22 protein-coding genes are annotated in these 25,242 nt (G+C 66.5%); 16 read left to right on the plus strand and 6 right to left on the minus strand.

Annotated elements, in window-relative coordinates:
* Positions 1 to 60: 60 nt before the first annotated feature.
* Genes OSH10_RS14855 through OSH10_RS14865 form a run of 3 tightly spaced genes read right to left on the minus strand, consistent with a single transcriptional unit; the run spans position 61 to position 1,687 of the window.
* On the minus strand, positions 61 to 690 hold the full coding sequence (locus tag OSH10_RS14855; RefSeq protein ID WP_266332615.1) for a glutathione S-transferase family protein: 630 nt from the start codon (positions 688 to 690) through the stop codon (positions 61 to 63).
* Entirely contained in the window at positions 687 to 1,376 is a 690-nt protein-coding gene (locus OSH10_RS14860; RefSeq protein WP_266332616.1) for a Rieske (2Fe-2S) protein, read from the minus strand. The genes OSH10_RS14855 and OSH10_RS14860 overlap by 4 nt, the downstream gene beginning before the upstream one ends.
* A 38-nt stretch (positions 1,377 to 1,414) precedes the next feature.
* Positions 1,415 to 1,687 carry an acylphosphatase gene (locus OSH10_RS14865; RefSeq protein WP_266332617.1) on the minus strand — a complete coding sequence of 91 codons (273 nt, stop codon included), beginning with the start codon at positions 1,685 to 1,687 and terminating at the stop codon, positions 1,415 to 1,417.
* Between the two features lie 460 nt (positions 1,688 to 2,147).
* Between OSH10_RS14865 and OSH10_RS14870 the strand changes: the two genes are divergently transcribed.
* From OSH10_RS14870 to OSH10_RS14925, 12 genes are all read left to right on the plus strand, one after another.
* Positions 2,148 to 3,272: a BMP family ABC transporter substrate-binding protein gene (locus tag OSH10_RS14870; protein WP_266332618.1), complete on the plus strand. Its 1,125-nt coding sequence runs from the start codon at positions 2,148 to 2,150 to the stop codon at positions 3,270 to 3,272.
* Positions 3,273 to 3,346: 74 nt separating this feature from the next.
* Positions 3,347 to 4,924 carry an ABC transporter ATP-binding protein gene (locus tag OSH10_RS14875; protein WP_266332619.1) on the plus strand — a complete coding sequence of 526 codons (1,578 nt, stop codon included), beginning with the start codon at positions 3,347 to 3,349 and terminating at the stop codon, positions 4,922 to 4,924.
* Position 4,925: 1 nt separating this feature from the next.
* Positions 4,926 to 6,008 carry an ABC transporter permease gene (locus OSH10_RS14880; protein ID WP_266332621.1) on the plus strand — a complete coding sequence of 361 codons (1,083 nt, stop codon included), beginning with the start codon at positions 4,926 to 4,928 and terminating at the stop codon, positions 6,006 to 6,008.
* 9 nt (positions 6,009 to 6,017) lie between these two features.
* On the plus strand, positions 6,018 to 6,953 hold the full coding sequence (locus OSH10_RS14885; protein ID WP_266332622.1) for an ABC transporter permease: 936 nt from the start codon (positions 6,018 to 6,020) through the stop codon (positions 6,951 to 6,953).
* A gap of 81 nt (positions 6,954 to 7,034) precedes the next feature.
* Positions 7,035 to 7,904 carry an aromatic ring-hydroxylating oxygenase subunit alpha gene (locus OSH10_RS14890; RefSeq protein WP_266332623.1) on the plus strand — a complete coding sequence of 290 codons (870 nt, stop codon included), beginning with the start codon at positions 7,035 to 7,037 and terminating at the stop codon, positions 7,902 to 7,904.
* An 86-nt stretch (positions 7,905 to 7,990) separates the two neighbouring features.
* On the plus strand, positions 7,991 to 9,319 hold the full coding sequence (locus tag OSH10_RS14895; RefSeq protein ID WP_266332624.1) for an amidohydrolase family protein: 1,329 nt from the start codon (positions 7,991 to 7,993) through the stop codon (positions 9,317 to 9,319).
* 29 nt (positions 9,320 to 9,348) lie between these two features.
* Positions 9,349 to 10,716: a guanine deaminase gene (gene guaD / locus OSH10_RS14900; RefSeq protein ID WP_266332625.1), complete on the plus strand. Its 1,368-nt coding sequence runs from the start codon at positions 9,349 to 9,351 to the stop codon at positions 10,714 to 10,716.
* Between the two features lie 213 nt (positions 10,717 to 10,929).
* Positions 10,930 to 11,970 (plus strand): substrate-binding domain-containing protein, encoded by a 1,041-nt coding sequence (locus OSH10_RS14905; RefSeq protein WP_266332626.1) that lies wholly within the window; start codon positions 10,930 to 10,932, stop codon positions 11,968 to 11,970.
* A gap of 205 nt (positions 11,971 to 12,175) precedes the next feature.
* Positions 12,176 to 13,429, plus strand: coding sequence for an LVIVD repeat-containing protein (locus tag OSH10_RS14910; protein ID WP_266332627.1), 1,254 nt, complete (start codon positions 12,176 to 12,178; stop codon positions 13,427 to 13,429).
* A gap of 159 nt (positions 13,430 to 13,588) precedes the next feature.
* Positions 13,589 to 15,136 carry a sugar ABC transporter ATP-binding protein gene (locus OSH10_RS14915; protein WP_266332628.1) on the plus strand — a complete coding sequence of 516 codons (1,548 nt, stop codon included), beginning with the start codon at positions 13,589 to 13,591 and terminating at the stop codon, positions 15,134 to 15,136.
* The gene (locus tag OSH10_RS14920; RefSeq protein WP_266332630.1) at positions 15,133 to 16,149 is read left to right on the plus strand and encodes an ABC transporter permease; all 1,017 of its coding nucleotides are present in this window, start codon (positions 15,133 to 15,135) and stop codon (positions 16,147 to 16,149) included. Before OSH10_RS14915 ends, OSH10_RS14920 begins: the two co-directional genes overlap by 4 nt.
* Before the next feature lie 215 nt (positions 16,150 to 16,364).
* Positions 16,365 to 17,714 (plus strand): ferredoxin reductase family protein, encoded by a 1,350-nt coding sequence (locus OSH10_RS14925; RefSeq protein ID WP_266332631.1) that lies wholly within the window; start codon positions 16,365 to 16,367, stop codon positions 17,712 to 17,714.
* Positions 17,715 to 17,956: 242 nt separating this feature from the next.
* Here OSH10_RS14925 and mtnK read toward each other — a convergent pair whose 3' ends face one another.
* The 3 genes from mtnK to OSH10_RS14940 all read right to left on the minus strand — a co-directional run bounded on the left by mtnK (position 17,957) and on the right by OSH10_RS14940 (position 21,221).
* On the minus strand, positions 17,957 to 19,219 hold the full coding sequence (mtnK, locus tag OSH10_RS14930; protein ID WP_266332633.1) for an S-methyl-5-thioribose kinase: 1,263 nt from the start codon (positions 19,217 to 19,219) through the stop codon (positions 17,957 to 17,959).
* A gap of 91 nt (positions 19,220 to 19,310) precedes the next feature.
* Positions 19,311 to 20,153 (minus strand): hypothetical protein, encoded by an 843-nt coding sequence (locus OSH10_RS14935; RefSeq protein ID WP_266332634.1) that lies wholly within the window; start codon positions 20,151 to 20,153, stop codon positions 19,311 to 19,313.
* An 18-nt stretch (positions 20,154 to 20,171) separates the two neighbouring features.
* Complete coding sequence (locus tag OSH10_RS14940; RefSeq protein ID WP_266332635.1) at positions 20,172 to 21,221, minus strand: substrate-binding domain-containing protein; 1,050 nt, start codon at positions 21,219 to 21,221, stop codon at positions 20,172 to 20,174.
* 267 nt (positions 21,222 to 21,488) lie between these two features.
* Here OSH10_RS14940 and mtnB point away from each other — a divergent pair, with 267 nt between their 5' ends.
* The 4 genes from mtnB to OSH10_RS14960 all read left to right on the plus strand — a co-directional run bounded on the left by mtnB (position 21,489) and on the right by OSH10_RS14960 (position 25,002).
* Complete coding sequence (mtnB, locus tag OSH10_RS14945) at positions 21,489 to 22,139, plus strand: methylthioribulose 1-phosphate dehydratase (RefSeq protein WP_266332636.1); 651 nt, start codon at positions 21,489 to 21,491, stop codon at positions 22,137 to 22,139.
* Positions 22,136 to 22,693 (plus strand): 1,2-dihydroxy-3-keto-5-methylthiopentene dioxygenase, encoded by a 558-nt coding sequence (locus tag OSH10_RS14950; protein WP_266332637.1) that lies wholly within the window; start codon positions 22,136 to 22,138, stop codon positions 22,691 to 22,693. The genes mtnB and OSH10_RS14950 overlap by 4 nt, the downstream gene beginning before the upstream one ends.
* A gap of 471 nt (positions 22,694 to 23,164) precedes the next feature.
* Positions 23,165 to 24,202: a LacI family DNA-binding transcriptional regulator gene (locus OSH10_RS14955; protein ID WP_266332638.1), complete on the plus strand. Its 1,038-nt coding sequence runs from the start codon at positions 23,165 to 23,167 to the stop codon at positions 24,200 to 24,202.
* Between the two features lie 23 nt (positions 24,203 to 24,225).
* Positions 24,226 to 25,002 carry a glutamine amidotransferase gene (locus OSH10_RS14960; protein WP_266332639.1) on the plus strand — a complete coding sequence of 259 codons (777 nt, stop codon included), beginning with the start codon at positions 24,226 to 24,228 and terminating at the stop codon, positions 25,000 to 25,002.
* Positions 25,003 to 25,242: the final 240 nt, after the last annotated feature.

Below are 25,242 nucleotides of genomic sequence, written 5' to 3' on the forward strand. Positions count from 1 at the left end.
AATCTGCCGGGAACGCATAGTCGACTCTCCCGGAGGGAGAGGTGACGAAAACGGATTTCGTCAATGATAGTCGGGAATTCCCGGCATGGTGATGAAACCCGGAATCGTCCGAACCCGGCGCATCCAGCGCCGGAGAGCGGGATATTCGTCGTGATCGATGCCAAAGTCACGCGACAGCGCGATCGCCGGGAAGAGAGCAATGTCGGCCAGCGTCGCCTGGTCGCCGACGAACCAGGCAAAGCCTTCGAGCTCCCGCTTCGTCATGTGGTCGTCCATGATGCGGAAGGCGCGGCGCGAGGCGGCGCCGACCGCATCGGCATCGGCCGGAACTTCCAGCATGTGATGCAGGCGCGCCAGCGTGGCGGGGGCCAGATCGGCGCCGGCAAAGAACAGCCACATCATCACCTCGCCAAAGGGCACGGGGTTGGCCGGCAGCCACTGGCCTTCCCGGTCATGCAGGCGGGCGAGATAGCAGAGGATCGCGCCGGAATCGCGCAGGGTTGTCTCGCCATCGACGAGGATAGGCAGGTTGCCGAGCGGGTTCAGGCGCAGATAGGCGGGCGAGCGCTGCTCATGGCCGGGGTGAACATTAACCGCTACCTTGGCGTATGGGAGGCCGAGCGCCGAAAGCAGCAGCCGCACCTTGTAGCTGTCGGAATCCAGCTCGTAGTCGTGCAGGACGAGGCTCATGCTGCGGCTCCGGCCTGCCGGGCCGCCGGCGCGAGACCCGCCGCCGGCAGCGCTTCGAGGCTGGCGCGCAGTTCCTCGGCCCACATCGCGATGTCCTTCAGTGGCAGATCGCCGCCGGTGCGCGCGATATGCAGCGCCGTGCGTTCGGCGGCATAGGGCTGGAGCGCCAGGAACAGATCGGCGCCCTCCAGCGCCGTGGCGAAGGAGCCCGGCGAAAGGGTTTCGAACGATCCGGCCCGGCCCGCCGCCAGCAGCTGGGCGACCGTTTCCGGCTCGCGATCGAGATAGAGGCTGCGCACGGGCACGGCGGCGATGTCTGCCGGCGGCTGCCCGGCCGCCTCCCCGTCCCACCGCACCCAGATCATCCCGGCGGCCTCGACCGAGGCATAGGTCGGCACCTTGATCGTCTCCGGCACCTCCAGCGTCGGATGGGCCGGGATGTGCCGGCACTGGCCGGCCTCGTCATATTGCCAGCCGTGATAGAGGCAGGCGATGTGATTGCCGCGCACGAAGCCGAAGGAAAGCCGCATGCCGCGATGCGGGCAGCGATCCTCCCAGACATGGCTGGCGCCCGAGGCATCGCGCCAGACCACCAGCTCCTTGTCGAACAATTGCGTCCCCGCCGACGTCCCCGGCTCCAAGCCGTCGCCCAGCGCTAGCGCGTACCAGCCGGCTGCAAACCCCATGACTGCCGTTCCCCTGCTTTCTGGATCTTCCGGAGCGGTCATTGCCGTTCCGCATTTCGGTGGATGTCGAGCACCAGGCAATCGATCGGCCCGAGGCTGCAGGCCATCTCGAACATGTCGACGAGATCGGCGGCCCCTTCGACAGCAACCTCGACCCGGTTGTCATTGACCGTGCCCAGGCGCATGGCGAGCGACAGGCGGGCGGCGCGATGGCGCACGAACTCGGCAAAGCTCTCCGGTCGGAAATGGCCGGTGAACACCATCGTCACCGGCGGGTTCAGGGTGCTGCCCTGCACATTGGACCGAAGCATGCATTCCCCTGCTGGTAGATCAAAGCCGCTATTCGCACAACAATCAGGCATGTCTATCCTCTAGGCAATGCGACATCAATGCGACCTTGCCCCGGACCTCGCCTGCTCGACAGCCGATACCAAGCAAGCTTCGCGCCGCCTGGCAGGGACTGGCCTGAACATTGCTTTGTCAGTGGCAGGAGTGAACCGATGCGCCTAGCCGCCCCACCGCCCCATGCCATTCGAATCGAGTTGCGCCCTTGCGGCGGCGACCCGATCGCACCCGCCCAGCCCAACCGGAAGCCGCGCCGCCACCGCCAGCCGCCAGCCGTTCCCGGCGAACGATCGGCCGGTCCGCCTTCATGACCGGCCATTGCAATGCCCAAGATTCAGCCACGGCACATTCCTTAGGCAAACAAGACAGCGACCAGCCGCCCTGCGCGGCTGCGAGCCCAGACAGTATTCAAAGCAGAGGGACAGAATGATCGACTTCAAGAATATGGACCGCCGCCGCTTCATGGGCCTTGCCGGCATGACGGCTGCCTCGTCGCTGATTCTGCCGCAGTTCGGCCGCCCGGCCTTCGGCGCCACGCCGCTCGCCGCTGTGAAAGAAGAAGACGCCGTGATCGGCTTCGGCCATGTCGGCCCGATCTCGGACGAGGGCTGGACCTGGAGCCACCACCAGGGCCTGGAAGCGGTCAAGGCCGCCTTCCCCAAGGCGAAGTATCTCGAAGTCGAGAACGTCCCCTTCTCGGCCGATTGCACGCGCATCTATCGCCAGATGGTCAGCGACGGCGCCAACATGATCATCTCGACGTCGAACTATGGCGACCTGATCTACGAGGTGTCCGACCGCGCCACCGACGTGGCCTTCATGGAATGCGACGGCCACCGCAAGGCCGACAACCTCTCCTATTACTACATCCAGCATTGGTTCCCGACCTATGTCGCGGGCGTCGCCGCCGGCCTGCTGTCGAAGACCGGCAAGCTCGGCTATGTCGCCTCCTTCCCGGTCCCGGCCGTGTTCTGCGGCACCAACGCCTTCCTGATGGGCGCCCGCACGGTCAATCCGGAAGCGACGCTCCAAACGGTGGTGATCAATTCCTGGTTCGATCCGCAGGGCGCCAAGCAGGCCGGAACCGCGCTGATCGACAATGGCTGCGATTTCCTGTTCGGCATCATGGATGAAGCCGCCTATCTCCAGGTCGCGCAGGAGCGCGGCGTCTGGGCCGCGATGTGGAACACCGACATCCGCCGCTATGGCCCGGATGCCTATGTCACGTCGATCGTGCTCGACTGGAACCAGTATTATGTCGACCAGGTCCGCAAGCGCCTGGCCGGCGAATGGACCGGCGGCGAAGGCACGCTGCTGCCGATGGGCAAGGGCATCGACCGCGACGCCTGGGGCGCCAAGGTTCCCGCCGACGTCGCCGCCAAGGCCGACGCCGTGCGCGACCGCATCCTGAATGACGGCTTCAACCCCTTCGTCGGCGAGATCAAGGACGTCGACGGCAATGTCCGGGTCACGGCCGGCGAGACCATGACGCCGGAAGCCCTCTACACCTGGGACTGGTCGATCGAAGGCGTGTCCGGCCTCAAGGTCTGACGCCAGAACAAGGCCCTTCCCGGCAGCGGGAAGGGCCGACCCACACATTCCGGCGCCGAGGAACGACCCATCTGATGACCGATATTCCCGCCCTGGCCACCCTCGAACAGCCCGTCATCGCGCTGGAGGGAATCGGCAAGGTATTTCCCGGCGTGATCGCCAATGCCGATGTCGATTTCGATCTTCGAGCCGGCGAGATCCATGCACTGCTCGGCGAGAACGGCGCCGGCAAGTCGACGCTTATGAACATCCTGACCGGCATCTACCGGCCGGATTCCGGACGCATCCTGCTCGATGGCGTCGCCCAGGCCTTCAATTCGCCGGTCGAGGCGATCGCCGCCGGGATCGGCATGGTGCACCAGCACTTCAAGCTGGTGCGCGCCTTCACTGTCGCCGAGAACGTCCATCTCGGCTGGAAGGAAACGCCGCGCCTCGCCTCGGCGCAAGTGCTGGAAGCGCGGACGCGCGAACTGTCCGAGCGTTACGGTCTCGCGGTGCGCGCCGAGGCGCGCATCGACGAACTTTCCGCCGGCGAACAGCAGCGCGTCGAGATCCTGCGCGTGCTGGCGCGGCAGGCACGCGTGCTGATCCTCGACGAGCCGACCGCCGTGCTGACGCCGAGCGAGGCGCGCACCCTGTTCAAGGCGCTGCGCGCCTTCAAGGCGGCCGGCAATTCGGTCATCTTCATCAGCCACAAGCTGGACGAGGTGCTGGAGATTTCCGATCGCGTCACCGTGCTGCGCGGCGGCCGCAAGGTCATCACCGAGCCGACGGCCAACTGCACCACGACGAAGCTGGCCCAGTTGATGGTCGGGCGCGAAATGGTGCTGGGCGGCCTGCGCGAGGCGATGACGCCGCGCGACGAACCCGGCCGGGTCGTGATCTCGCTCGAAAACGTCTCGGCCGCCGACGATCGCGGTCGTGCCGGGCTGATCGAGGCCAGCCTGCCGGTCCGGGCCGGCGAGATCCTCGGCATCGCCGGGGTCGCCGGCAACGGCCAGCGCGAACTCTCCGAAATCCTCACCGGCGTGCGCAAGCCGACCAGCGGCAAGGTCCTCATCGAGGGCGTCGCCGTCGAGGATCCCTCGCCCGCCCTCTTCCTCGATATCGGCGTCGGCCACATCCCGGAAGACCGGCTGCGCAGCGGCGTCGCGCCCAGCCTCTCGGTCAGCGACAACGCCGTGCTGCGCGCCTACACCGAGCCGCCGATCGCGCAGGGAATCCTGTTCAAGCCGGGCGCCGCCGACACGCTCGCCAGAGAAATCGCGGCCGATGCCGAGGTGACGCTGCCGTCGCTGCGCACGCCGATCCGCAACCTTTCCGGCGGCAACCAGCAACGCCTCGTCGCCCGGCGCGAGATGCGCATCGCCAGGCTCGCCATCGTCGCCGCCTATCCGAGCCGCGGCCTCGATGTCGGCGCGATCTCGACCCTGCTTCGCTATCTGATCGACCTGCGCAATGCCGGCGTGGCGGTCGTGCTGATCTCCGAGGAGCTATCCGAATTGTTCGACGTCACCGACCGTATCGCCGTCATGTTCAAGGGGCGGGTGATGGGCCTGTTCGAGACAAAGGACGCCGATCTCGAGACGGTCGGCCTGCTGATGGGCGGCCAGACGAAGCCGGCCACCGCGCCAACCGTCGAGGCTGCCTGACATGAGCGGCCTGCAATCCCTGCGCCTCGTGCGCGTCTCGGCCGTGTCTGGTCGCCGTATTCTCGCCGCCCGGGTCATCAGCTTCATCGCGGCGCTGGCGGTCGGCGCGGTCGTGCTCGCCGCCTGCGGCTTCGACCCGCTGCATCTCGGCACCCAGATCCTCAAGAAGAGCCTCGGCTCGCGCTTCGGGCTGGAAGATCTCGGCCTGCTGCTGACGCCGCTGATCCTGACCGGCCTCGCCGTCACCGTGATGATGAAGATCGGCCTCTGGAACATCGGCGCCGACGGCCAGTTCTATATCGGCGCCTTCGCGGCGACCGCAATCGGCCTGTTCGTCAAGGGACCGGAGCCGGCCATGCTGGTGCTCTGCTTCATCGCGGGCGCGGCCGGGGGCGCGCTCTGGATCCTCGTCCCGACGCTTGCCCGTGCCTATGGCAAGGTCGACGAGATCATCACCACGCTGCTGCTGAACTTCGTCGCCTTGCTGCTGGTCTATTACGTCGCCACCGGCCCGTGGCGCGACCGCACCACCGGCACCGTCGCCTCGACCGGCCGCGTGCCATACGAGATGCCGGATTTCTTCGGCTCGCTGCATTGGGGCTTCGTCATCGCGCTGATTGCGCCGGTCCTGTTCGGACTGCTGCTGCGCTACACCAAATGGGGCTACGAGATCCGCCTGACCGGCGCCAATCCGGAAGCCGCGCACTATGCGGGCATCCCCGTCCGCCGCCGCATGATCACCATCATGCTGCTTTCCGGCGCCATCGCCGGCCTTGCCGGCATGCTGGAAGTGACCGGCACGGTGCATCGCCTGCAGGGCGGCATTTCCAACAATTACGGCTATCTCGGCGTCATGGTCGCGGTGCTGGCGCGCGGTTCGCCGGTCGGCGTCATCGCCGGCGCGGCTCTGATGGCGATCATCCTGAACGCCGGCATCATCCTGCAGACGCAGGGCCTGACCACCGCCGCCGTGCTGGCGCTCACCGGGCTGATCATGATGTTCACGGCGGTTGCGGACCAGTTCGCCCATTACCGCCTCGTCCGCGCCCTGCCCGTTCCGGCAGCGTCGGCGGCGGCGGGCTGAGGAAATCCCATGGAACTCATCACCGGCATCCTGACGACGGCGGTCCTGGCGGGCGGCGTTCTGGCGCTCGCGGCGCTGGGCGAAGTGCTGGCCGAGCGCGTCGGCGTCTTCAATCTCGGCGTCGAAGGGCTGATGGCGCTGGGCGGCGTTACCGGCATCATCGCCGTGACGCTCTACCCCAATCCGTTCTTCGGCTTCGTCATGGCGCTGCTGGTCGGCCTCGGCTTCGGCGCGCTGTTCGCGCTGGCGACCGTCGTCTTCCGCGCCAACCAGGTGCTGTGCGGCCTGGCGCTGACCATGCTCGGCTCCGGCCTCGCCGTCACCATCGGCAAGAGCTATTCCGGCATGCCCGCCAAGGCGACGTTCGAGAAGATCATCGTTCCCTATCTCAGCGACCTGCCGATCGTCGGCCGCGCCTTCTTCTCGCAGAACATCCTCGTCTATCTGATCTACCTGATCATCCCGGCCGTGATCTCCTTCATGCTGTTCCGCACCCGCCACGGCATGAATGTCCGCGCCGTTGGCGAAAACCCTGCTGCCGCTGATTCCGCCGGCATCCCTGTGACGCTGATCCGCTTCTGCTACGTCACCATCGGCGCGGCGCTCGGCGCCGGGGCCGGCGCCTATCTGACGCTCGCCTTCGTGCCGTCCTGGTCGGATGGCGTGGTGGCGGGGCGCGGCTGGATCGCCGTGGCGCTGGTGATCTTCGCCGGCTACCGGCCGTTCGGCGCGGTGTTCGGCGCGCTGCTCTTCGGCGTTATCACGGCGATTGGCTATGTCGGGCAGGCGCGCAACTGGCCGATCTCGCCCACCTTCCTGTCGATGCTGCCCTATCTCGGCACCATGCTGGCGATGATCCTGCCGGTGTTCCTGTGGCGGCGGCTGCGGCTTGGCTTCACCGCGCCGGCCGGCCTCGGCGTGCCGTTCTTCCGCGACGAACGATGAGCCCCGCCTGGCCGAGCGGCCAGGCTTCTGCAACACTTCCACGGCACACCCCGCCGCCTCTGCCCCTTGAGGAGACAGCCCATGGCAAGACCGGCTGAAAAAGCATCCCTCGACCAATGGTACGTGATCGACATCGCGGCCGAGATTCCGGCCGAGGCGAAGCCGAACCGGCTGCTCGGCCGCGACCTCGTCGTTTCCCGCGATCCGGCGGGCGCCATCGTCGTGCGGGAAAAGCTGGAGGGCGGCGCCCTCGGCGAACCGCTTCCGACGCGCGATCGCTACGGCTTCGTCTGGACGACGCTGGGCACGCCGGAGCGCGAACTGTTCGACATTCCCGAGGCCGACGAGCCGGATCGCCGGCATGTCGTCTGCGGCGCGGTCGCGGTTCGCGCGTCAGGCCTGCGCATCGTCGAGAACTTCCTCGACATGGCGCATTTCCCCTTCGTCCACACCGACATCCTCGGCGCCGAGCCGCACACCGAAGTGCGTCACTACACGACCGAGATCCGCCGCGACGTCGACGAGGTCTGGGCGACGAATTGCGAGTTTTTCCAGCCGCAGGCGGCGCTGTCCGCCTCGGGCGGAATCATGACACAGTACATGTATCGCGTCGCCGCGCCATTCCAGACGATGCTCTACAAGACCTGTCCCGCGGCGGCCAACCGCTGGGACGTGATCTGCCTGTTCGTGCAGCCGCTCGATCATGACCGCTGCCGCGCCCATCCGGTGATGTTCATCATCGACGACGAGAGCACGCTCACCAGCATGGTGCACTTCCAGCAGCTGATCTTCCTGCAGGATCGCATCATCCTGGAGAACCAGCGCCCGCGCCTCTTGCCTCTCGAACCGCGTGCGGAAATCCCGACGCGTGCCGACATCTCCTCGGTCGCCTATCGGCGCTGGCTGAAGGAGAAGGGCGTCACCTTCGGCACCGCCGAACGCGCCGCCTGAACCCCCTTTCGTTCCGCCATCGTGCCATCCCGCCGGCCGATGGCGATCGTTTGTCCATCCTGCATGATCCCGAGGTTAAACGTTTCATGACCATCGATATTGCCATCATCAACGGCACCGTGCTGCCGATGGGCGGCGCCAAGCCGATCGCGAACGGTGTCGTCGCCATCACCGGCAACACCATCGCCGCCGTCGGCCCGGCCGATCAGGTCGATATCCGCGGCGCGCGAAAGGTCGTCGATGCGTCGCTGTCGGCCGTCATGCCGGGCTTCTGCGACAGCCACACCCACATCGCCTCCAACATGCTGCTGCGTGGACTTCTGGAGGATGTGAAGCTGTTCGAATGGCTCTCGACCATGTGGCAGCTCAAGCGCAATTTCGACCCCGAGACGCTCTATTGGGCGAGCCTGACCGGCCTCGTCGAAATGGTGAAATCCGGCATCACCACTTTCAACGAGCACTTCGACGCCTATGCCGTCGAGCCCGAGATCGAGGCGCTGAAGAAGATCCCGCTGCGGGCGACGCTGGGCTATGGCTTCGCCGATCGCGGCCTCTATGCGCCGATCACCGACTGGTCGTGGAAGACACTCAACAATTTCGGCGATCTGGTCGCCAAGCATCACAAGACCCGCGATGGCCTGTTGCAGATCGGCCTGTCGCCGCATGCGCCCTATTCCTGCGGCGAGGAGATGTACCGGCTGACGCGCGAAGTGGCCGACGCCTACAGCGTGCCCATCCACACCCACCTCGCCGAAGGCACGCAGGAAATGGCCTATATGGCCGAGAATTACGGCACCTCGCCGGTGCGCTGGCTGGAATCGCTCGGCTTCCTCAAGGGGGACATCACGGCGGCGCATTGCACGCAGCTCGACACCGAAGACATGAAGATCCTGGCGGCGCATGACGTCAAGATCGGCCATTGCCCCTGCTGCAACGCCAAGCTCAATTCCGGCACCATGCCGCTCAAATGCGTGCTGGAGCACGGCATCACGGTCGGCCTCGCCACCGACGGCCCCGCCAGCCACAACACGCTCGACATGTTCCAGGAGATGAAGTTCGCCGGCCTGATCCACAAGGACAAGACCAACGACGTCGAGTTCCTGAAGACCCACGAGATCCTGGAGCTGGCGACGGCGCAGGGCGCCAAGGCGATGAACCGGCCGGAGACCGGCCAGCTCGTGCCGGGCATGATGGCCGACGTCATCGTCGTCGACCTCGACAAGGCGCATAGCCTGCCCGTCTATGACACCGCCGCCGCGCTGGTCTATTCGAGCCGTGCCGACGACGTCACGCATACGATCGTCAACGGGCGAATGCTGATGGAAAACCGCATCGTCGCGGGTATAGACGAGGCGGAAATCCGCCGCGAGTTCCGCACCCGCGCCCATGCGCTGCGCCAGCGCAGCCTCGGCTGAGCCCGACGACCTACGACAGGATCCGACCCGTGACCGATCTCCGCCACAAAACGATCGCCGGCACCTTCTGCCATGCGCCGATATTGGGCGAGATCGAGATCCTGAGGGATGCGCTGGTCGAGATCGACGGCGAGGGCCGGATCGCCAAGGTGGTCGCCGCCGGCAGCGCCGCCCATGCCGAGGCACGCACGGCGGCGGAGGCGGCGGGAACGCTCATCGTCGCGCCGCCGCGCAGCTACATCCTGCCCGGATTCGTCGATCTGCACATCCACGCGCCGCAATACCCGCAGCTCGGCAAGGCGCTCGACGTGCCGCTCGAAGTCTGGCTACAGCAGCACACCTTCCCGCTCGAGGCGCGCTATGCCGACCTCGCCTTCGCCCGGCGACACTATTCCGCGCTGGTCGGGGACCTGATCGCCAATGGCACGACGACGGCGCTCTATTTCGCCACCCAGCACGTCGAGGCCTCGAAGGCGCTGGTCGACATCTGCCTCGAAAAGGGCCAGCGCGCTTTGGTCGGCAAGGTGGCGATGGATAATCCCGACGAATGCCCCGACTATTATCGCGATAGCTCGGCCGAGGAAGGCATCGCCGGCACGAAGTCGCTGATCGACTATGTGGCCGCGCACCCGGAAAACCACGGCCTCGTTCATCCGGTCATCACGCCGCGCTTCGTGCCCTCCTGCACCGATCCGCTGCTGGAAGGGCTCGGCGAACTGGCGCGCGAATGCGGCTGCCATGTCCAGACCCACTGCTCGGAGAGCGACTGGGCGCATGGCTATGTGCTCGACCGCTTCGGCCGCACCGACGCCGAGACGCTCGACCGCTTCGGGCTGATGACGCGCCGGACCGTGCTGGCGCATTCGAACTTCCTGACCGAGGGCGACATGGACCTGATCCACGCGCGGGGCGCCGGCGTCGCGCATTGCCCGCTCTCCAACGCCTATTTCGCCAATTCGGTGTTCCCGCTGCGTGCAGCCCTGGCGAAAGGCGTGCGCGTCGGTCTCGGCACCGACATTTCCGGCGGCCCCACCGCCTCGATGATCGAGGCGCAGCGCATGGCCATCGCCGCCTCCCACATGCTCGAGACCGGCGTCGATCCCGCGCTGCCGCAAGGCACGCGCGGCCGCCCCGGCTCGCGCATCGATTTCGACATCGCGTTCCACCTGGCGACGGCCGGTGGCGGCGACGCGCTCCACCTTCCCGTCGGCCAGTTCGCGCCCGGCTACCATTTCGACGCCATCCTCGTCGATCCCGACGCGCCGGGCGGCACGATGCGCGTCTGGGACGATATCGACAGCGACGAGGACGCGCTGCAGAAGATCGTCTACACGGCCTCGAAGGCCAATCTCGCCGCCGTCTGGATCGGCGGCCGGGGTGTCGCCGGCGCGCTCTAGCGGGACGGCTCCCCACCGGAAGCCGGCTTGGCAGCCCGGCACAACGGTTGCTGCAACAAACGACCCAGATTCCCGCTTGAATTGAAATCGCTTTTCTTTATGCCCATCGGCGGAACGCTAGCTTGGCAGCGAATTGCGGCGACCTGGCCGGCGCACCGTTCGCGGTCGCCTCGGCTGCTGCGAGCGACGTTCAGAAACTGACGGGGTATGGATATGGGCAAGAAGCTTCTCTCGTTCGCACTCGCTGCGAGCCTCACCGCGCTCTCCTCGGGCGCTTTCGCCGAAGGCATCGCCGGCGCGCCGGCGCCGTTCGACAAGGGCGGCGTCAAGATCGCCGTCATCAGCTTCCTCGGCTCGGGCGACTGGCTGCAGGCGTTCGAGGCCGGCGTGAAGCGCCAGGCCGATGCGCTCGGCGTCGAGGCCAATCTCTCCCAGGCCCGCAACGACATCAACGCCCAGCGCGAGCTGATCCAGCAGGCGGTCAATCTCGGCGTGAAGGGCATCGTCATCAACAACGGCCAGCCCGAAGCGCTGAAGGACGTCGCCCAGGCGGCGCTCGACGCCGGCATCCCGGTCGTCGCCTATGACGTCAATCTCGACAACGCCAAGATCCCGCAGATCGAGCAGTCCGACGCCGACATGGCACGCCTGGTGCTGGAGCAGGCCGTCAAGGAGCAGGGCGAGACCTTTGACGGCGGCGCCGTCTACGTCTCCGGCTTCGCGCCGCTCGACCGCCGCTATGCCGTCTGGAAGGAATTCGGCCAGAAGTATCCGGGCATCAAGGAAGTCGCCACCTGGGGCGTCGTGAACGACAGCGTCCCGGCTTCCGTCGCCGACCAGACCAAGGCCGTGCTCGCCGCCAACCCGACGCTCTCCGTCGTCTTCACCCCCTGGGACGAGTTCGCCCGCGGCGTGAAGCTCGCCATCGACGAGGCCGGCGTCGCCGACAAGGTCAAGATCTACGGCGTCGACATCTCGACCTCGGACATCCAGGCCATGCGCGAGCCGAACAGCCCCTGGGTCGCCACCGCCGCCACCAACCCGGCGGTCGTCGGCGAGGTTTCGGTGCGCGCCCTGGCACAGCTGATCGCCGGCCAGGACCCCGGCCACTCGGTGCTGATCCAGCCGACTCTCGTCACCAAGCAGACGCTGGTCGACAACGACATCAAGACGATCGAGGAGCTGCAGGAAAAGTTCCCGGCCTTCAAGGACAGCGACGCTGCCAAGAAGGACTGGATCCCGGCCTCGAAGTAAGAAGCACACTCAGCCTGAACCCTCCCCTCGAGGGAGGGTCAAAAGTGCGAAGCACTTTTGGGGAGGGGCGCTTGAAACATCGGGGTGGGAAAGCTGCGGTTCGCCGAAGTACCCCCTCCCCAAATCCGCCAAGGCGGATTTGACCCTCCCTCAAGGGGAGGGTTTCACCCGTGAACTCGCCTTCCGCCAAGACGAAGAAAAGACCATGACCCTTCCGACCCCCGACTATGCCAAGAACATTCGCCTGATCGGCCATTCCGACCAGGGCGGGCGGCCGGACGCGTTGCAGGTCATGGTGCATCGCGGCTTCGCCTATGTGGCGCATCCCTGGTCGCAGGGCTTCTCCATCATCGACGTGCGCGACCCGAAGAATCCCGGCGAAACCACCTTCATTCCCGCGCCGCCAAACACCTGGACGATCCACCTGCAGACGCATGACGACCTGCTGCTCGTCATCCATGCGCGCGACCTGTTCGCCGACGCCGCCTTCGCGGTCGATGAGAAGGTCTATTACACCAGGTCGGTCGGCGAGACGGTCGGCACGGCCGGCGGCGCGAAAGGGTCGCGCAACTGGTCGGCCGGCATGGCGATCTACGATATTTCCAGGCCGACAGAACCGCGCCAGATCGGCTTCTTCCCGGTCGAGGGCGTCGGCATCCATCGCATCTGGTATGTCGGAGGCCGCTACGCCTATGTCTCGGCGCTGGTCGATGGCTATAGCGACTACATCTTCATGATCGTCGACCTTCAGGACCCAACCCGGCCGGTCGAAGCCGGCCGCTGGTGGATCCCCGGCATGCATCTGGCCGGTGGCGAAAGCCCGAACTGGGGCGAGGGCCGGCGCTATGCGCTGCATCACAGCCTGGTCGAGGGCGACACCGCCTATGCCTGCTGGCGCGATGGCGGCCTCACCATCCTCGACATCGCCGACAAGTCGGCGCCGAAGCTGATCACGCACAAAAACTGGTCGCCGCCCTTCGGCGGCGGCACCCATTCGCCCCTGCCCCTGCCGAAGCGCGACCTGTTGATCGTCGCCGACGAGGCCGTGCTGGACCACGAGGAAGACGGCCGCAAGCGGACCTGGATCTTCGACATCAAGGACAAGGCGAACCCGATCTCGATCGCCACGCTGCCAACGCCGGCCGAAGCCGATTATACCGCCAAGGGCGGCCATTTCGGCCCGCACAACCTGCATGAGAACCGGCCCGGCAGCTTCGTCTCCGACACGCTGATCTTTGCCACCTACCAGAATGCCGGCGTACGGGTGTTCGATATTTCCAACCCGTTCGAGCCGAAGGAGACGGGCGCGCTGGTGCCGGCCGCGCCCGAGCGCATGGTCGACAAGCGGGACAATCGCCCGCGCGTGATCCAGTCGGCCGATCTCTTCGTCGACGCCAACGGCATCATCTATTCGACCGATTACAATGCCGGCCTGGCGATCATGGAGTATGGCGGCTAGGCGCGGTTTCGCCTTTTTCCTCGCGGGAGAAGTGGACCAAGAAGCCGCCGGGTGAGGGTTTACGGCCTCACCGGAAACACCGTAAACCCTCACCCGGCCCGATGGGCCGTCCTCTCCCCTTGGAGAGGCGACAAGACAAAACTGGAACCGGCTAGCGCCTTGCCCACATCTTCGACGCCCAAGAAAATCGCCGTCTCCGTATCGGGACTGGAAAAATCGTTCGGCCCGACGCGGGCACTTGCGGGCGCGGATCTCGTTGTCGAGGCTGGCGAGATCGTCGCGCTGATGGGCGCCAACGGCGCCGGCAAGTCGACGCTGGTCAAGATCCTCTCCGGCTCGATCTCCGCGGATGCCGGCACGATCCTCCTGAACGGCCAGAGCGTGTCCTTCGCCTCGCCGGGCGAGGCGCAGGCGGCTGGCGTCGCCACCGTGCATCAGGCGACAGACCAGGCCGGCGCGGCGGGGCTGACCGTCGCGGAGAACCTGACGCTGAACGAGCTTTGCGGCACGGGCAGCTTCTTCGTCTCGCCGCGTTCGACCCGCAAGCGGGCCGCCGAAATCGCCGCGCTGATCGACCTCGACCTGCCGCTCGACCGCGACTTCATCGACCTGCGCCCGGCGGAACGCCAGTTGATCGCCATCGCCCGCGCCGTCGCGGCGAAGGCGTCGGTGCTGATCCTGGACGAGCCGACCTCCAGCCTGTCCTCGACCGAGGCCGAGCGGCTGTTTTCGGTGCTGCGCCGGCTGAAGGCGAGCGGCATCGCCATTCTCTACATCTCGCACCGCACCGGCGATCTGGCCGCGATCGCTGATCGCGCCGTGGTGCTGCGCGGCGGCAAGGTCGTCGCCTCCTTCGCCAAGCCGATCGATTTTTCCGCCGCCGTCGCCGCCATGATCGGCCGCACGCTCTACGCCGCCCTGCATGACGGCACCGTATCGAGCGCGCCGATCCTCGCTTCCGTCAAGCGGGCGCGCCTCATCCCCGGCGCGAGGCCGTTCGATCTCGACCTCCGCTCCGGCGAGGTCGTCGCCATCACCGGCACGCTGGGCTCGGGCAAGAGCCGCCTGCTGCGCGCGCTGTTCGGGCTGGAAACGCTGGCCGAGGGCGAATTCACGCTGGACGGCAAACCGTGGCTCTCGAACGGTCCTGCCCGCTCGATCGAGAACGGTGTGTTCATGGTGGCGGAAGACCGCTGGGCCTCGTCGCTGCTGCCGCCCGAAATCCCCGGCGCGTCGATCGCCGGCACCATCGCCTTGCCGCATCTGCCGCGCTGGTTCCCTCTGGGCCTGCTGCGCGAGACGCGCGAACGCCTGGTCGCAAGCGACGCCATTGGCCGCCTCGGCATCAAGGCGCGCGGCCCCGATGATACGCTCGACCAGCTTTCGGGCGGCAACCAGCAGAAGGTCGTGCTGGCGCGCTGGCAGGCGGCGCCCTGCCGGCTGCTGCTGCTCGACGAACCCTTCCAGGGCGTCGATGTCGGCGCCCGCGCCGATCTGATCGCCGCGATCCGCAACAGCCAGTCCGGTTCGGCGACTCTGATCGCCACCAGCGACACCGAAGAAGCGCTGGAGGTTGCCGACCGCATCCTCGTCATGCGCGACCATTCCCTCTACGAGGCCGACGGTAGTCATGAATCGCTCGCCGCCGTGATCGGCAGCGTCGAGAGCATCGAGACCCGCGCCGACGGCACAGGACAAACACCATGACGGACCAAGCCACCGCATCGTCGAAGCCGGCTTCGACCTTCGCCGAAACCGCCCGCAAATATGCGCTCTTCGTGCTGCTGGCGGTGATGCTGGTCGGCTTCTGGTCGGCCCAGCCGGCCTTCATCAACTCGGCCAATCTGTTCTCCATCCTGCAGGCGGTCTCCGTCGTCGCGATCCTCGGCGTCGGGGTCTCGATCACCATGTCGGCCGGTGGTTTCGACCTGTCGGTCGGCAGCGTCGCCGCCTCCTCGGTCATGGCGGCGAGCTACGCCATGGTCGTGCTGCAGATGAACGCCTTCGAGACGCTCGGCCTCGTGCTGCTGATGGGCGCTTTCATCGGGCTGGTGAACGGCCTGCTGATCGTGCGCGTTGGCGTTCCGGACCTGCTGGCGACGCTTTCGACCATGTTCCTGCTCGCCGGCCTGCAACTGATCCCGACCGGCGGCCGCTCGATCACCGCCGGCATGATGCTGCCGAACGGCACCACGGCGGCCGGCGCCTATGATCCTGCCTTTCTCATCCTTGGCCGGGGGCGCCTGTTCGACACGGTGCCCTACCCTGTCATCGTCATGGCCGTCGTCGCCATCCTCGCCTGGTTCCTGATGGAGCGGACGCGCTGGGGCCGGGTGTTCTACGCGATCGGCGGCAACGAGACGGCGGCGCATCTCGCGGGCGCGCCGACCAAGGCCTATCGCCTCTGGGCCTATGTGCTCTCCGGCACGCTGGCCTCGCTGGGCGGCCTGATCGTCGCTTCGCGCGTCGGCCGCGGCGACGTCTCGGCCGGCAATTCGCTGCTGCTCGACGCGGTCGCCGCCTCGCTGATCGGCTTCGCCGTCCTCGACAAGCGCCGCCCGCATGTGCTGGGCACCGTGCTCGGCGCGATCTTCGTCGGCGTGCTGCTGAACGGCCTCACCATGCTCAACGCCCCCTATTATACGCAGGACTTCGTCAAGGGCGTGGTGCTGGTCGGCGCGCTGGCGCTGACCTTCGGGCTGGGCAAGAAGAAGCGCTAGCCGCAGGCGCACGAGCAGGAAACAAAGCGCCCCACGGTCGATATCCTATCTGGCGCGCGCGACTACGGGATATTCCGGAGGATCGGCACGACCGTACCCATGCTAGGAGTATCGGAAGCCGTGGCGCGCACCGTCGCGCCGCGACGTACCGAGATCAGTAGAACCCGAAGGCGTCGCGGGGCAGGCCAGGCACATCGCTTTCGGCTGGAGGCGTGATGCGCAGCATCAAGATTGCATTCTGGGTGATCGCCGGAGCGCTCGTCCTGCTGTTTCTGCTGGCGGACCCTTCGATCCTCTTTCCGGCGGGGTTCTTGCCGTTCCGCACGACGATGGTCCAGTTGACGGGAATCCTGGCGATCGGCTTCATGAGCGTCGCCATGCTGCTGGCCTTGAGACCACAGTTTGCCGAGAACCGGCTCGGCGGCCTCGACAAGATGTATCGCCTGCACAAATGGCTGGGAATCGCCGCGCTGGTCCTATCCGTCCTGCATTGGCTATGGTCGCGAGGCCCCGGCTGGGCGGTTAGCCTCGGCTGGCTGCAGCGGGGCGCGCGGCCGCCACGCGTGCCGATCACCGATCCCGTCAAGGCGTTCCTGGCAAGCCAGCGCGGCTTCGCCGAAGGTATTGGCGAATGGGCCTTCTACGCCTCGGTGGCGCTGATCGTTCTCGCGCTGCTGCGCTATTTTCCCTATCGCTGGTTCTACAAGACACATCGTCTCATCGCGATCGCCTATCTCGTCCTTGTCCTCCACGCCGCTTTCCTGATGACCTACGAGTATTGGGCCACGCCGCTGGGCCTGATGACGGCCCTGCTGATGGCCGGAGGCGCGATCGCGGCCGTGCTGGCGCTGGCCGACAGGATCGGAGCCAACAGGCGCGTGAGCGGCCGGATCGTCGGCCTCCACAATTTTCCGGGTGTGCGAACGCTCGAGACCCAGATCCAGCTGGATGAGGGATGGCCGGGCCACATGGCCGGACAGTTCGCCTTTGCCACGTCCGATCCGGCGGAAGGGCCCCATCCCTACACGATTGCCTCCGCTTGGAACGGCACGACACGGCAGATCACCCTGATCACCAAGGAACTGGGCGATCACACCGCGCGGCTGCGATACAGGCTCCGCATCGGCCAACCCGTTCGCCTGGAGGGCCCATATGGCCGGTTCATCTTCGAGGATGGCGCCGATCGCCAGATCTGGATCGCCGGCGGCATCGGCATAACCCCCTTCATCGCGCGGATGGAGCAGCTAGCCCTTGCTCCCGCCGGAACGACGAGGCGGGCCGTGCAGGTAGACCTGTTCCACAGTACGGCCGACGTTGACGAAGAGGCCCTGGATCGACTGGCGGCCAGTGCCCGGGCGGCGGACATCCGGCTCCACCTGCTGATCGATGCCCGGGACGGCCGGCTGAGCGGGGATCGCATCCGCGCGACCGTGCCCGATTGGGCCAGGGCGAGCATCTGGTTCTGCGGGCCCGCGGGCTTCGGAGATGCCTTGCGACGGGACTTCGCCTCGCATGGCTTCCCCGTGGAGAAACGTTTCCACCAGGAACTGTTCTCGATGCGCTGAATGGCGCCGCCGGGGCCGGGCGCTCGCGCGGAGACCATGCCCCGCGATGGCCGATGGTCGCGGCGCCCCCCCGGCCCGCGAACGATCTGCAACTTGGCTCGCCGCCAAAGGCCAGGGCCTGGCCGGTTCCCCGCTCGCTGGACGCCGAGCCGCGGGCTCGAACCTGCGGCTGGATCGCCTGCCTCCGCCGACCATGCTGAAAGCTCCAGCCGCGGCAGAGGCTTGCCGCCGCGCGGTCGGCCTCAGATCGCCCTCGCGCCCGCGACGATATCCTCCGGCGTGCGGAAGCTCCCCGGCTCCAGCAGGAACTTGCGGGCGAGCTGCGCCGCCCTGTTCTCCAGCGGCGCGCGGCGCGACGGGTCGGCGATCCATTCGAAATCGATATTGTGCGCGAAGCCCAGGACCCGACGGATCGTCTTGACGGCGGCATAGCCGACGGCATCGGCGAACACGCCATCGAGGAAGGCTTCGCGCCGGGCCGCCAGCACCGCTGCGTCGGACGGGTTGGCAAACATCGTCGCCGGATAGGCATCGCCACGCGCGCTGGTCTCCCAGAGCGCCAGGAAGCGGGTCTTGAACGTGTTCCAGAACACCGGCACCTGGTCGAGGACCCAGTCGGCCTGCTCGCGGCGGTCATCGGCGGCCGTCGCATGACCGGGCTGCGCCAGATAGTTCATCACCAGATTGGCCAGAAAGGCGCCGACGTCATAGCCGATCGGTCCCACGAAGGAGAATTCCGGGTCCATGACCTTGGTGTCGGTCTCGGTCACCATCACCGAGCCGGTATGCAGATCGCCATGGATCAGCGCCTGTCCGCTGGTGAGGAAGCGCCAGCCGAAATCGGCGACGGCGCCCTTCAACGCGGAATCGGCGCGGAATTCCCGCGCCAGGCCGTCGAGCTGCGGGCTGGTCCAGCGATTGCGCGGCGACTCGCTGAGCGGATCGGAGAACACGACCTCGGCGGTGATGCGGATCAGCGACGTGTTCCTGGCGAAGCTCGCCGTCCATTCCGCCTTCTCCTCGATCGTCGCGCCGATATCGGAGGTGGCGAAGGTCGAGCGCGCGGCGAACTCGCCGACATGCTGCGCGACATGGGGATAGCGCCGCCCCTCGATCAGGCCGCGCCGCAGGATGATATGCGGCGAGAGGCGCTCCATCACGAAGGCGTAGAGCTCGGGCTGGTAGTGATAGAAGCGCGGCGCCAGGCCTTCGACATGCGCCCCGACCGCCCGGTAATAGGACTGCTCGAAAAACGCCCGGTCGAGCGGCAGCGGCCAGCTTTCGCCCGCCGCGCGCACATAAGGAAGCGACTGCTTCACGCAGACCGAGCCGTCCGGCCCGTCGACCAGGAAGACGAGGTTCAGATTGCCGTCGCCGACTTCCTCGACCGCCCAGCTCTCCGGTGCGCCGCCGAGCTTGGCGCGCATCTCCCGCAGATCGTTCAGGAACGTGCGGACCGAATGATTGTCGAGGGCGTAGTAGCCGGCGGGCGTGGGAAGCGACATGGAACCTGCTCAGAAAGCGCGACGTGAAGCATGAGACGGAACCGGGAGAGCGAGCATGGCCCGCCCTCCCGGGGAAGCGTTGGCGGAAAGGCTATTTCCAGCCGTAGCGGGTGGCAGCCGCGCCGACCAGGGCGGCATAGTCCGCCTCGATCGCGTCGAGCTTCTTGACCAGATCGGATCCGGCGCCGCCGAGACGGGCGATATAGTCCTCGCCGGCCGGCTTCGCAGCCCAGTCATTCTCGACGAAACGGGCGACCGCCTTGCCATTGTTGGAGACGGTGGGTTTCACCGGCTCGAACTCGGCCGCAGCCTTCTCCAGCCCGGCGAGGAACGCCGCGTGGTCGAGCCCGCTATAGGGCTTGCCGGCGGAATCCGTGACGTTCAGGAAAATCTGGTCGTCGCCAAAGGCCGTGTAGCCGCCGCCGAGACCCTTGTCGACCGAGGCCGCCTTCTCGAAGAAAGCCTGCGCCACGGCCGAGTCGAGCTTGTCGCGCGGGAAGGTGACCTTGACGAAATCGGTCTGGCCGCTCGGATCGTCGAGGCGCGAAATCAGCACGCTGTACTGGCGGAAGACATAGCCGAGGCTGGCGGCGAAGCGATCGGCCGCCTCGTCGTCGAGATCGGCCATGGTCTGCAGCGATGCGTTGGTCTTGAGCAGGTATCCGCCGGGCGTCACCTCGCTCACCATCTTCGAGTCGGGCACGCCGGCCGCGGCGGCGATCTTCGGCACGATGTCGGTCAGCGCCTGGAGCGCGAAGGCCGCGCGCACCGCATAGGTCGCCTGGTCCAGCTTCGGCAATTCGAAGCCGGAGGAAGGCGCCGCCTCATAGGAGATCAGGACGGGCTCGGCCGCCTGAGCGGCCGTGGCCGCCATCACGACAAAAGCGGCCCCGAGGGCCGCCTTGCCGAACTTGCTGCGCATGGGCAGGTTCATAGGTCTGTTTCCATTCGTCTACTGTGTCGCGACGGGGATCCAGCTGGCGCTCGCCGCGTCGCTCTTGCCGAAAGCCGGCAGCTTGGCGTCGAGATCCTCGACCGTCTTGATGGCATTGTCGCGCAGATCCTTTTGCGTGATCAGGACCGGCTTCACAATGATGTTGTGGCCGGGATCTTCCCCCGCGATCAACTTGGCGACGGCGCGCACCGAAACTTCGCCGACAACGGCCGGGTTGGTGGCGGCGGTGGCGACCCAGGGGCTGCCCTCGGCGGCGATCTCGGTGATGTCGGCGGTCGAAACGTCGGCCGAATAGATCTTCACCTTGTCGGAGATGCCGAGTTCGTCGGTGGCGAGCTTCACGCCGCGGGCAAATTCGTCATAGGGCGCGAAGACGACGGTGATGTCGGGATTGGCCTGGAAGGCGGCCTTGGTCTGGTCGGCGGTCGACGAGGCGGTGGTGTCGTTCACCGCGCCCCAGCGCGCCTTCTCGACGATTCCGGGATTGGCCTTCCTGGTCTCTTCCCAGATCTCGTTGCGGCGGTCGAGCGGCGCGAAGCCGGCGACATAGACATAGCCGGCGTTGAAGGCGGTGCCGTTGTCGGCGATCGCCTGGCCGAGCGCGGCCTTGGCCAGTTCATGATCGGACTGCTCGACCTGCGGAATGGCCGGATTGCCGAGGTCGACGTCGAAGGCGACGACCTTGATGCCGGCGTCGAGCGCCTTCTGCGCGACGTCCTTCAGCGCTTCCGGCTGGCCATGGTCAATGATGATGCCCTGGACGCCCAGATTGATCGCCTGTTCGACCTGCTCGCGCTGGGCGGCGGCGTCCTGGCGGCCGGAGAAGATCTGCAGGTCGATGCCGAGCGCCTTGGCCTGCTTCTGCGCGCCGGCCTGGTAGGCCTGGAAGAAGTCGCCGGCCGAAATGAAGGTGACCAGCGCAACCTTGACGCCGCCCTTGTCGAAGGGAGCGGGCGCCCCAGCGATACCCTCGCCATATGCGGGTGCGCCCAGCAGGCTGGTGGCCATGAGAGCCGCTCCGGCGAGGCCGATTGCGAAACGTTTCATACTTGTCTCTCCCTCGCGTCCATCCGGACGGCTTTGACCCGGCAACGCGTGCCAGCAGATGGCACGGTTGCAATATAATTCTGATAGCGCGACCCCTGACGGGCGAGGAACGAAGGATTTTCTCTTTATACAAGCCGGAATGGGAAATTTGATCTACCCCATGCTTGCGCGCGCGTTTTAGTTAGTATGGTGGCGGTCGGCCGGCTGAAGCCCATGCCGGCATCGCCTTTTTTTGACGGAGTAGCGTGGTTGGCGCAGACGATTTCCTTGAAGACCGAAGCCGGTTCCGCCAGCGACGACAGCGCCCTGGGTAAAGCCGTGGCGGGGGTCATTGCCGCCGGCCGCGCCGCGGCGCTTCGCCATTGGGTGCCGGCGACGTCCGGCAATTTCTCCGTCCGCATCGATGCCGAGACGATCGCGATCACCCGTTCCGGCGTCGACAAGGGCAATCTTCAGCCTGCCGACATCCTGATCCAGCCGCTGGCCGTGCCCTTGCTGCCCGGATCCTCGGCCGAGGCCGAGCTGCACACCGCGCTGTATCGCAAACGCCCCGACCTCGGCGCGATCTTCCATGTCCACAGCCCCGCCGCGACCGTGCTGTCCCGCCTCGCCGCGCCCGAAGGAAGGCTGCGGCTGACAGACTGGGAACTGCAGAAGGCGCTTGCCGGCGTGCGCACGCATGAGGCGGTCGTCGAAATTCCCGTCTTCGCCAATGACCAGGACATTTCCGCCCTGTCCGGCCGGGTCGATGCCCGCCTGGCCCAGCCGGCCGGTGACGCCATTCTCGCACCCGGCTATCTTCTCGCCGGACACGGACTCTATGCATGGGGCGCCACCGAAGCGGAGGCCGCCCGCCATCTCGAAGCGCTCGAAACGCTGTTCGAATTCGAGCTTTCCTACAGGAGGTTCACGCCATGACCACACTGACCATCTATCCGGACAAGGATCCAGCCAATCCCGATCTCGTCACGTCCGACCCGGCTGAGATCGCGGCCGCACTGAACAAGGTCGGCGTGCTGTTCGAGCGCTGGAAGGCCGGCGCGGAACTCGCCGCCAACGCCAGCCATGAAGACATCCTCGCCGCCTACAAGGCCGAGGTCGACCGGCTTTCCGCCGCCGAGGGCTATCAGACGATCGACGTGATGCGCATCACGCCGGACAATCCCAACAAGCAGGCGATCCGCACCAAGTTCCTCGACGAGCACACCCATGACGAGGACGAAGTCCGCTTCTTCGTCGAGGGTTCTGGCGCGTTCTATCTGCATCTCGGCGACAAGGTCTATCAGGTGGTCTGCACCCGCGACGACCTGCTTTCTGTCCCGGCCGGCACGATGCACTGGTTCGACATGGGGCCTGAGCCGAACTTCACCTGCATCCGCCTGTTCATCTCGCCGGATGGCTGGGTCGCCAACTTCACGGGCGACAAGATCGCCTCGACGATCCCCGCCTTCGGCGAATCCGTCGCGGCCTGACAATAGCTTCAGCCCTCTCCCGGCCGCCGGGAGAGGGTCTTCTCCCCCATGGCGAATCGGCCGGCACGCCGGCTCCCACCCGTGCAAGAGCCGGCGTCACATCGCTACGCCGCCATTCGGCCATGTCGTTCCGCAGGCCTGCAAGCAGGCCGGCGCGCTCTTTTGGCTCGCGAGCCCCGGCGCCCCAGATGGAACGGTCGCCTTCGTAAAAATTCCGAAACCGCAATGAGATCCAGCGTCACGCAGCGACGTGGTGAAGGGACACGCGACGACTACCCTGCGTTGCAGCGGCGCGCCTGGCCAAGCTTGCCTTGTGCCGCAGCAACACAGCCGTTCGAACGATTGGCCAATGCAACTTGGAAGCGTTACAGTCATTGATTGACAGGGGCCGTCACAATTCATGCTCCCGTCAGGCGGCATGACAATCTGGCGAGACATGCTGGGCCGTTTCGGTAGCCGCCAGGGGGCAAGATGACCGGGAAGCAGGACGAACCTGCGCGACGGAACGCGACGCTCAAGGATGTCGCGGCAGCCTGCGGTCTCTCCGTGGCGGCTGTGTCGCGCTATCTCAACCACTCCATCAAGCTGCCGAGGGCGACGACCGACCGCATCGACGCCGCGATCCGGGAGCTGCGCTACCAGCCCAACCCGCATGCGCGCAGCCTGAGCCTAGGCCGCTCGGAGACGATCGGGCTCGTGATTCCCGATATTGCCAACCCGTATTTCGCCCATCTGGCTGCGGAGGTGGAACGCGCGGCTGCCGAGTTCGGGCTCGGCCTCCTGCTCTGCCCAACGCTGAGCCGCACCGATCGCGAGCTCGACTATCTCGGTCGCCTTTCCGGGCGCCATGTCGACGGACTGCTCTTCGTCACCAACAATGGCGATGATCCCGCCCTCGCCCTCGCGCTGAAGGGCTCCGACACCGTCGTGCTCGTCGATGACGACATCGATGGCGCGACCGCGCCGACGATCATGGCCGACAGCGACCAGGGCGGCTTTCTCGCGGGCTCGCACCTGATCGACAAAGGCCATCGCCGGATCGCCTATGTCGGCGGGCCGGCCGGGCTTTCCAGCAGCCGGGGCCGTCTCGGCGGATTCCGCCGCGCCATCGCCAAGGCGAATGGCTCGGTCACGGTCGTGGCGGAGTTGCAGGGCCCCTACTCGTCAGAGCATGGCCGGAACGCCGCGAACCAGCTTCTGGCGCTCGAGCCCCGCCCCACCGCCATCTTCGTTGCCAGCGACGAGATTGTCCTCGGCCTGCTCACGGTGTTTAAACATCAGGGTGTGAAGGTCGGGGCGGATATCTCCGTCGTCGCCTTCGACGATGTCGGTCCGCTGGAACTGTTCGATCCGCCGCTGACGGCCATCCGCCAGCCCGTCGCCGCGCTGGGCCGGCGCGCTGTCGAACGGGTGTTCGCCCTGATCAAGGGCGATACCCTGGCGCCGGTCACCGAACTGCTTCCCGTCGAACTGATCATCCGCAGTTCCGTCAAGCCGCTCCACCGTTGAGGGCGGCATCAAAGGGGAAGAGAATGACCGCCAAGAAGGTGTTGCTCGTCGGCGAAAGCTGGATGTCGAGCGCCACGCACTACAAGGGCTTCGACCAGTTCGGCAGCGTGACCTTCCATCTCGGCGCCGAGCCGCTGGTGAAGGCGCTGGCCGGAAGCGAGTTTGAACTCACCTACATGCAGGCGCATCAGGTGCCGACCGAGCTGCCCCTTACGATGGAGGGGCTCAACGCCTATGACGCGATCATCCTGTCGGATATCGGCTCCAACTCGATCCTGCTGCATCCCGATGTCTGGCTGCAGGGCAAGCCGATGCCGAACCGGGTCAAGCTGCTGCGCGAATGGACGCGCCAGGGCGGCGGCCTGATCATGATCGGCGGCTACCTGACCTTCCAGGGCATTGACGGGCGCGGCCGCTGGGCGCGCACGGCAGTCGAGGACGCGCTGCCCGTGACCTGCCTGCCGCATGACGACCGTATCGAGGTGCCGGAAGGATTCCGCGCCGAGATCGTCGGCAATCGCGCGCATCCGCTGCTTGCCGGCCTCGACGGCGAATGGCCGCTGCTGCTCGGCGCCAACGAGGTCAAGCTGCGAGACCGGGCGGATGTCGAGCTTCTGGCCCGCCTGCCCGAGTCCGAGGGTGGCCATCCGCTGCTGGTGGCGGGCGAGTTCGGCGAAGGCCGCAGCGTCGCCTGGACCTCCGACATCGGCCCGCACTGGCTGCCCAACAGCTTCGTCGAATGGCCGGGCTATGCGCGGCTCTGGAAGAACGTGCTTGGCTGGGTGACGAAGGCGAGTTGAGAATAGCCCTGTCGCGATTCTCGCTCGCGAAACGCGGTCCAGTCGAAGGTAAGCAAGCCCCTCACCCCTCCCTCTCCCGCAAGCGGGCGAGGGCTTTTCGGCCTAGGTGATGTCGACAGCGAGGCTGGCCGAGGTCAGCCCCCTCTCCCGCGCGCGGGAGAGGGTTGGGGTGAGGGTCTTGCTACCCTCAGGCCCCAAACAGGCTGAGGCGCCCGCAAGGTAGGCGTCTCGAAGCGCCGG

Origin of the sequence: Kaistia defluvii, from assembly GCF_026343955.1 — a bacterium.
GTDB lineage: Bacteria > Pseudomonadota > Alphaproteobacteria > Rhizobiales > Kaistiaceae > Kaistia > Kaistia defluvii.

Bases quoted from the DNA above. Each gene is read 5' to 3' on its own strand.
- OSH10_RS14855 (WP_266332615.1), bottom strand. From the start codon at position 690: ATGAGCCTCGTCCTGCACGACTACGAGCTGGATTCCGACAGCTACAAG.
- OSH10_RS14860 (WP_266332616.1), bottom strand. From the start codon at position 1,376: ATGGGGTTTGCAGCCGGCTGGTACGCGCTAGCGCTGGGCGACGGCTTG.
- OSH10_RS14865 (WP_266332617.1), bottom strand. From the start codon at position 1,687: ATGCTTCGGTCCAATGTGCAGGGCAGCACCCTGAACCCGCCGGTGACG.
- OSH10_RS14870 (WP_266332618.1), top strand. From the start codon at position 2,148: ATGATCGACTTCAAGAATATGGACCGCCGCCGCTTCATGGGCCTTGCC.
- OSH10_RS14875 (WP_266332619.1), top strand. From the start codon at position 3,347: ATGACCGATATTCCCGCCCTGGCCACCCTCGAACAGCCCGTCATCGCG.
- OSH10_RS14880 (WP_266332621.1), top strand. From the start codon at position 4,926: ATGAGCGGCCTGCAATCCCTGCGCCTCGTGCGCGTCTCGGCCGTGTCT.
- OSH10_RS14885 (WP_266332622.1), top strand. From the start codon at position 6,018: ATGGAACTCATCACCGGCATCCTGACGACGGCGGTCCTGGCGGGCGGC.
- OSH10_RS14890 (WP_266332623.1), top strand. From the start codon at position 7,035: ATGGCAAGACCGGCTGAAAAAGCATCCCTCGACCAATGGTACGTGATC.
- OSH10_RS14895 (WP_266332624.1), top strand. From the start codon at position 7,991: ATGACCATCGATATTGCCATCATCAACGGCACCGTGCTGCCGATGGGC.
- OSH10_RS14905 (WP_266332626.1), top strand. From the start codon at position 10,930: ATGGGCAAGAAGCTTCTCTCGTTCGCACTCGCTGCGAGCCTCACCGCG.
- OSH10_RS14910 (WP_266332627.1), top strand. From the start codon at position 12,176: ATGACCCTTCCGACCCCCGACTATGCCAAGAACATTCGCCTGATCGGC.
- OSH10_RS14920 (WP_266332630.1), top strand. From the start codon at position 15,133: ATGACGGACCAAGCCACCGCATCGTCGAAGCCGGCTTCGACCTTCGCC.
- OSH10_RS14925 (WP_266332631.1), top strand. From the start codon at position 16,365: ATGCGCAGCATCAAGATTGCATTCTGGGTGATCGCCGGAGCGCTCGTC.
- mtnK (WP_266332633.1), bottom strand. From the start codon at position 19,219: ATGTCGCTTCCCACGCCCGCCGGCTACTACGCCCTCGACAATCATTCG.
- OSH10_RS14935 (WP_266332634.1), bottom strand. From the start codon at position 20,153: ATGAACCTGCCCATGCGCAGCAAGTTCGGCAAGGCGGCCCTCGGGGCC.
- OSH10_RS14940 (WP_266332635.1), bottom strand. From the start codon at position 21,221: ATGAAACGTTTCGCAATCGGCCTCGCCGGAGCGGCTCTCATGGCCACC.
- OSH10_RS14950 (WP_266332637.1), top strand. From the start codon at position 22,136: ATGACCACACTGACCATCTATCCGGACAAGGATCCAGCCAATCCCGAT.
- OSH10_RS14955 (WP_266332638.1), top strand. From the start codon at position 23,165: ATGACCGGGAAGCAGGACGAACCTGCGCGACGGAACGCGACGCTCAAG.
- OSH10_RS14960 (WP_266332639.1), top strand. From the start codon at position 24,226: ATGACCGCCAAGAAGGTGTTGCTCGTCGGCGAAAGCTGGATGTCGAGC.